Source organism: uncultured Subdoligranulum sp. (genome assembly GCF_937890665.1).
The window spans coordinates 1-6,404 of record NZ_CALADU010000003.1; the positions used below are offsets into that span (position 1 = coordinate 1).

General features: G+C 56.5%; 8 protein-coding genes. 1 reads left to right on the plus strand and 7 read right to left on the minus strand.

Going from position 1 to position 6,404, the window contains the following annotated elements:
* Window positions 1-75: 75 nt before the first annotated feature.
* Window positions 76-813 carry a WbqC family protein gene (locus tag Q0526_RS00155; RefSeq protein ID WP_298729677.1) on the minus strand — a complete coding sequence of 246 codons (738 nt, stop codon included), beginning with the start codon at window positions 811-813 and terminating at the stop codon, window positions 76-78.
* 71 nt (window positions 814-884) lie between these two features.
* Window positions 885-1,424: a hypothetical protein gene (locus Q0526_RS00160; RefSeq protein ID WP_298729679.1), complete on the minus strand. Its 540-nt coding sequence runs from the start codon at window positions 1,422-1,424 to the stop codon at window positions 885-887.
* On the opposite strand from Q0526_RS00160, the gene Q0526_RS00165 reads away from it, so the two are divergent.
* Window positions 1,410-1,535: a hypothetical protein gene (locus tag Q0526_RS00165; protein WP_298729681.1), complete on the plus strand. Its 126-nt coding sequence runs from the start codon at window positions 1,410-1,412 to the stop codon at window positions 1,533-1,535. The genes Q0526_RS00160 and Q0526_RS00165 overlap by 15 nt on opposite strands.
* A gap of 43 nt (window positions 1,536-1,578) precedes the next feature.
* Here the strand turns inward: Q0526_RS00165 and Q0526_RS00170 are convergent, their stop codons facing one another.
* From Q0526_RS00170 to Q0526_RS00190, 5 genes are read right to left on the minus strand one after another with little or no spacing between them, the layout of a single operon-like run.
* Window positions 1,579-2,550 (minus strand): hypothetical protein, encoded by a 972-nt coding sequence (locus Q0526_RS00170; RefSeq protein ID WP_298729683.1) that lies wholly within the window; start codon window positions 2,548-2,550, stop codon window positions 1,579-1,581.
* Complete coding sequence (locus tag Q0526_RS00175; protein WP_298729685.1) at window positions 2,550-3,800, minus strand: glycosyltransferase family 4 protein; 1,251 nt, start codon at window positions 3,798-3,800, stop codon at window positions 2,550-2,552. The genes Q0526_RS00170 and Q0526_RS00175 overlap by 1 nt, the downstream gene beginning before the upstream one ends.
* On the minus strand, window positions 3,797-4,399 hold the full coding sequence (locus tag Q0526_RS00180) for an acetyltransferase (RefSeq protein WP_298729687.1): 603 nt from the start codon (window positions 4,397-4,399) through the stop codon (window positions 3,797-3,799). Before Q0526_RS00180 ends, Q0526_RS00175 begins: the two co-directional genes overlap by 4 nt.
* A complete protein-coding gene (locus tag Q0526_RS00185) occupies window positions 4,396-5,037 on the minus strand; it encodes a sugar transferase (RefSeq protein ID WP_298729688.1) in 642 nt (213 codons plus the stop codon). Before Q0526_RS00185 ends, Q0526_RS00180 begins: the two co-directional genes overlap by 4 nt.
* A 26-nt stretch (window positions 5,038-5,063) precedes the next feature.
* Window positions 5,064-6,347: a DegT/DnrJ/EryC1/StrS family aminotransferase gene (locus tag Q0526_RS00190; RefSeq protein WP_298729689.1), complete on the minus strand. Its 1,284-nt coding sequence runs from the start codon at window positions 6,345-6,347 to the stop codon at window positions 5,064-5,066.
* Window positions 6,348-6,404: the final 57 nt, after the last annotated feature.

Consider the following 6,404-nt stretch of genomic DNA (forward strand, 5'->3'; position numbering starts at 1 on the left):
AACATCTTGAATGTTCGCATCGATCTCGCCCTTGAGGGCGGCGTATTGGGCTTTTAAGTCGATGAATTGCATAGCTTATGCCTCGATTTCGTCAAATTCGTGGGTAGAGTGAACATTGTCCCAGAAGATGCGGCGTGCCTCCTCAATACCGCAGTTGAAGAGCATATCCAAAACGGAAATACCGGTGACAAACTCCTTGGAATTGCATTGAGGATAAACAGGATGGGTAAAGTCCTGAAAAACGATCTTCACTCCATTCTCCGCAAATTTTTCACGGTCCAAATAATCCACAGACGCGCCGCGGCCGGAGAAATAAGTTTCCGCGCCAAGCGCGTTGCAGATGGCATAGACCAGATCGGACCGCTTGCAGCTGCGGTCATAGGAAATATCCGACTGGTAGATCAGCGGCGTTTTGACGCCCAACAGCTGCCGCACCAGTTCGATGCTTCCACAGGTCCATTGGCAGATCGTTGCGTACTCCCGCCGGAAAAATTCTTCCAAAAGGGGAATCATCTCCTCTGCGCCGGGGGCTTTCCGGTAATAGCTTTTCATTGCGTTCATCTGCCGCGCGGTCCATTGGGGAATGTCCTTGGTGGCAAGCTCACGGTACTCCCGATTGAGAAAATCCTTTGTCTCGCCGGAGATGGTCAGAAACTTGATCTCACCATTGGGGGCGATCACCCGGTTGCGGATCATCTGCGAGCTTTTTTCAAACTGCACCTGATCCAGCAGGACAAAAGCGTCCGCTTTTGCCATTTTATCAAAATAGCCTACCCACGGAAAATAATGGGGTTGATGAATGGATATATTCATGTCAAAGGGACTCCCTTGCTATGATCGACGGCAGATCGGTGATGTTCTCCATCATCTGCTCATACCGCTCGTTATTGGCGGAACGGATAAACGCGCCGACGCCAGAAAGCGTGGGTCAGGATATGCAGGCGGGCGTACTCCCCGCCGCGAATGATGTCCTCCACCGGCTCCCGCCACCGGCGGCGGCTGTCGGAGAGGTACTTGAAGTCATGGAAAAAGGTCTTGCCATAGGAGTTGACCATGCCGGGGATCTCCAAATCCGCTTCCAAGGTCGCCTTGGAGGGGCGGTGCATGGAGACCGTCGTGACCGGACAACCGCAAACGTCCGCGAGGATGTTCGCTTCATGGACGACCCGTTCCTCTGTGGAGGAATTGGCACAGGGTTCTATGCCGCCCTCGCGGGAGTACGCCATCTCGTCAAAGTGCAGTCCGATCTCATGGCCCAATTCCCGGATGCGGCGCAGCATTTTCTGCGCCGAAGCGGAGGCGGGATTATAGAAATCCGTGCGGAGCAGCGCGAACCAGGTGCTTTTCACGCCCTCATTCGCTTCGATCTCCGCCAGCCGCAGCGCCTGCGGGAGGCTGTTGTCAATATCGTGGCGCAGGATCACACAGCGGGGGTGCGCTTGATAATCATGATAGCCGGTAAAGGCATAGCCGCCCTGACGCAGGATAAGTCCTACACCAATTACCTGCAGAGCCGCCCTGACGCAGCAGCGTGAGCAGAGCTCGGTAGGCGTTATAGCTAAAATTCATTTCTTTCCCCTATCCCACCGCGCTTTGGATCACTTGCGCGGTGCAGTCGATCTCGGCCCGGCCATATCTCTGGTCGATCTGGATGGGCAGCAGATACCGGGAAAGTTCTTTTTCCCACGCAGATGCCCGCGGATCGTCCAGCAGATATTTCCACCACTGACCGACGTAAATTTGATGTGCCTTGAGCTGATGGCGCAGCTCTTCATTTTCAATGAGCAGCGGATATACCATCGGCACCTGCTCAGGCGTCCTCTTGAGCAACTCTTCGGGAAGGCGGTTGAGCGACGCGAATACCTCTGCCGCGTAGTCATAGTTCTTCTGCCTTTTTTCCCGTATCTCAGCATAATCAATATTATCTAACAGTGCGCGCGTCAGCTTCGACATCCGCAGAACGTCGGACCGCTCCAGCCGGGCTTCGCTTTCCCGATAACAGGGATAATTCGCGTTGCCGCCGGATTCGATGCGTGCGAGCAGAAAGCCCGCCGTTGACGCGGAACTGTCCTGGCCATACTCTTCCAGTCCGGTCTCGGCCCTCTCGCCGATCACATAACAACCGTCCGGCACGCCGAAAAACTTCCGGGGCGAATAGACACTGTACGCGCCGGGAATATTCGACTGATAGAAGCCCTGCGTATTATCAACGATCACAGTCCGGTATGTGCGCACAAGCGCCGATAACTGTTCACGCTTGATAAGTCCGAAGTAGTTGACCACGACCAATGCGGCATCCGACGGAACCTCTTCCGGAATGGGAAGCAGATCCGCGCCGATGTGACAGAATGATACTTCCATGCCCTTCTTCAGCAGGAAATCACGCACCGTCTCGCACTGATAATAAGGAAGGATCACTTTACGGACGCCAAGGCATCGCGCCGCGTGATAAATGCCGCAGCGTCCCGCGTTCAGGCGGGCCGGATGCGCCGAGGCATAAAACTCAAGGCCCGTCCGCAGATCCAGTTCCCGATAGCCACCGATCTCCATTATTGATCTTCCTCCAGGATCTTAATAAGCTCTGCCGTCAGGGTCTGATAAGAAAATGCCTCTGCGGCTTTGCGGCTGCACGCGGGAGTCCAGCCGGCCTCCCACTGCTGCCCTCCTGCCAATGTCTCAATGCAGGATACCAGCTCATCCTTGTTTTGCGCAACGAATCCGGCACGATATTCCATCACTGGATTGTACCGATCCAGCTGATACATCAGGACTGGGCGCTCTGCCGCGAAATACTCAAACAGTTTATTGGGGCTGATCCCAAAGCGGAACAGCTCATTTTTCTCCTGCATATCCATCACGTTCAAGTCCGCGCGGCTGACGATGGCGGGGACATATTTCTTCTCCACCCTGCCCTTAAAGACAACATTGGAGAGCCCCTCGCTGCGGGCGCGCTGCTCCAGCGCTTCACGCTCGTCGCCGCTGCCCCAAATCAGGAACTTGACACGGCGCTCTTTCAGATGCCCGGCAACGTCCAGCAGAAGTCCCAGATTGTTGACCAGGCGAATAGACCCGGTATAGACCACCTTGAAGGTGTCCGGATCGTCCAGATCCGGATCGTCCACGCAGAAATGCTCTTTGTTGTAGTCAAACTGCTCCAGATCGACGCCGTTGTTGATGTAGTGCACCTTGGAGCGGGGGATGTCCTTCTCCCATCCGCGCTCGACGATGTAGTCGTAAGCGGCCTCCATGGTGAACACCAGGGCATCGGCTTTTCGATAGATCCATTTTTCGCCCCGGTACAAGAGCCCGATCAAGGGGTCATTCTTCGTAAAACGGCTGGAGTACACCACGATGCTCTCCGGCCAGAGATCCCGCACCTCGCAGACACACTTTACGCCGAACTGCTTCGCCAGCTGGATGCCCGCCACCAGCGTCAGCGGGTGGACGGAGGAGGCGAAGATCACGTCGGGCCTGCCGTGCTGGGCGGCGTACTCCTTCGCGGCCTTCTTCACATTGCGGTAGAAGTCGATCATATTCAGTACGCGCTGCTTGCCGTTGCCGTCATAGGTGCGGGTGCGGACAAAAACGAAAGGCGTGTCGATCTCCTCGGCGATGCGCTCCTCCCAGAGCGCGTCGGTCTCAAGGAAACGCTCGGCCTTGCCGTGCTTGCTGTTGGCACCGAAAATGACGGGCGCGTAACCGGCGCGGCGGAGATACTTGGCAAAATTGTAGTGCCGCCCGCCGCGGTCAAAGTACATAGCACTTGCGTAGTGGTTTAAGATCCAGATGTTCGTTTTCACTTGATTCTCCTTGCGGGGACCCCTGCGTAGATCCCCGGCTCTGTTATATTGCGAATCACAACGGTCCCCGCGCCCAGCGTACAACCGGGGCAAACCGCACAATTATTTTTTATGACCACCCCTGCTCCTACGTGGGTATCGTGTCCAATCTGCACGGTTCCGCATAGGGTTGCATTAGGAGAAACATGAACAAAATCCTCAAGAATATTATCGTGTTCCACTACGGCGCCTGTATTGATAATACAGTGGGCACTGATTCGCACACCAGGATTGATACTTGCATGCGCCATCACTACGGTGCCATCACCAATCGTCACATCTGTACCGATCTGAGCAGAAGGATGCACCGCTGTATACCACGGACCGGTGATTTTCTTTGATAACTGCTCACGTACTGCATTGTTACCGATTCCCAATACAAACACGGCATTTTCACCGTACAGCCGCCAATCCCGAACCTTTCCCAACACAGGATAACCCCATACAGGCTCCGTGCGGTTATCATCCAAAAATCCCAGCAATTTATCCCTACTATGTAGCACAATGTCTGCGATTACCCGGCCATGACCGCCTGCGCCAATAATGATGACTTGATTCATTTCCCAACCTCCTTCGGGGTGCCCCGGAACTCCTCTATGGTGGCGCTGTTTCCGCTACTGATGTTCTCATGGCGCAACACCTTGCCCACGGTAGCCAGCATGATTTTCATGTCCTCGGCAAAGGTGATGTGACGGACGTAGTCTGCATCCAGCCGGAACTTCTCCTCCCAGGAGATGGCGTTGCGGCCATTGACTTGAGCCAGACCGGTGAGTCCGGGACGGACATCGTGACGGTGACGCTGCTCCGCGTTATATAGGGGCAGATACTTCACCAGCAGGGGCCGGGGGCCTACAACGGACATGTCACCGCGCCAAATATTCCACAACTCCGGCAGCTCGTCGAGGCTTGTAGAGCGAAGCACTTTTCCAAAATGCGTCAGGCGCACCTCGTCGGGCAGCAGTTCGCCGTTTTCGTCCCGTGCGTCCGTCATGGAGCGGAACTTATACATTTTGAAGATCTTCTCGTCCTTACCCGGGCGTTCCTGACAGAAAATGACGGGACTGCCCAGCTTTGTCCGCACCAGAACGGCCACGATCAGCAGCACCGGAGACAGCACCACAAGGGCGCAGCCGGAGAGAAGAATGTCCAATATTCGCTTGATGTAACGGGCGTAGACGCCCTGCTTTCCCTGTTTCACAAAAATAACTTCCTATGTCCTTTTTTTCACTCAAAGCAGGCGTGAATCAGTTCGATGACCGTATCCTGCCGCTCCGGCGTCATTTTGTTGTCGCTGGGCAGACATAGTCCCCGCTGGAAAATATCCGCGCCCACGTCAGGCACGCCGCCGGCGATATAGGCGTTGGTGCGGCAGCGGAGGCTGCCCTCCCGGCCCACGCACTGGTGCATCCGGTACATGGGCTGCATGTGCATGGGCTTCCAGATGGGGCGGCCCTCGGCGTTGTACCTCGCCAGCGTTTCCAGGATCTCCGTGGGGCAGGACTTCCCCGCCTCCGGACGGTACAGGGCCTCGCTGTCGGAGCGCACCTGGGGGCACATGGCCTCCTTGTCGATGATGAGGGCGGAGAGCCAGTAGTTCGGCTTCGTGCCAGCCACGATGGGATTCATCGTCACAGGCAGATCCCGCAGTCCCTCACGGTAGCGCTCATAGACCGCCTTTTTCTGGGCGATATGCTCCTCCATGTGGGGATACTGCCCCCGGACGACTCCCGCCACAACGTTGCTCATGCGGTAGTTGTAGCCTACCTCCTCATGCTGATACCACGCGGCGTTTTCCCGCGCTTGGGTCGCCCATTTGCGGGCGCAGTTGGCGTCCTCAAGAGAGTTGGTCAGCAGGCAGCCGCCCGCCGAGCCGGTGATGATCTTGTTGCCGTTGTAGGAAATGGCGGCGTAGTCGCCGAAGCTGCCGCACTGTCTGCCGTTGACGGTGGCGCCCATGGCCTCGGCGGCGTCCTCGATGAGCAGCGCGCCGTGGGCTTCGCAGATTTTTTTGATCTGCTCCACCTTGGCGGGAAAGCCGTACAGGTGCGCCATGACCACCAGCTTCACCTCAGGATGCAGGGCAAACGCCTTTTCCAGCGCCGCGGGATCCATGTTCCAGCTGTCGGCTTCGGTGTCGATGAACACCGGCTCGCCGCCCTCGTAGACCACGGGGTTCAGCGTGGCGTCAAAGGTCATGTCGGAACAGAACACCTTCCGTCCCTCCAATGCGCCGTGGCTGATGGGGGGCTTGCCGTAGAGCCGCTCCCCCGCCAGCTTCACGCACAGGTGCAGGGCGGCGGTGCAGCAGGACAGGCCCACGGCGTACTTCACCCCCGCTTTTTCGGCGGCGATGCGCTCCACCTCGTTGATATTCGCGCCTACCGTAGACATCCAGTTGGTGGTATACGCTTCGGTCATGTATTGCAGCTCCTCGCCGTGCATGGTGGGGGTTGCCAGCCAGACCTTCTGTTCAAAAGGAGCAAAGCAATTTTGCGCGGTAAATGCCATAGGGACACTTCCTTTAAATCAATCAGTTTTCCAAATCTGTTTCAGGGGCAGGCAGCT

Bases quoted from the DNA above. Each gene is read 5' to 3' on its own strand.
- Q0526_RS00170 (WP_298729683.1), bottom strand. From the start codon at position 2,550: ATGGAGATCGGTGGCTATCGGGAACTGGATCTGCGGACGGGCCTTGAG.
- Q0526_RS00190 (WP_298729689.1), bottom strand. From the start codon at position 6,347: ATGGCATTTACCGCGCAAAATTGCTTTGCTCCTTTTGAACAGAAGGTC.
- Q0526_RS00180 (WP_298729687.1), bottom strand. From the start codon at position 4,399: ATGAATCAAGTCATCATTATTGGCGCAGGCGGTCATGGCCGGGTAATC.
- Q0526_RS00155 (WP_298729677.1), bottom strand. From the start codon at position 813: ATGAATATATCCATTCATCAACCCCATTATTTTCCGTGGGTAGGCTAT.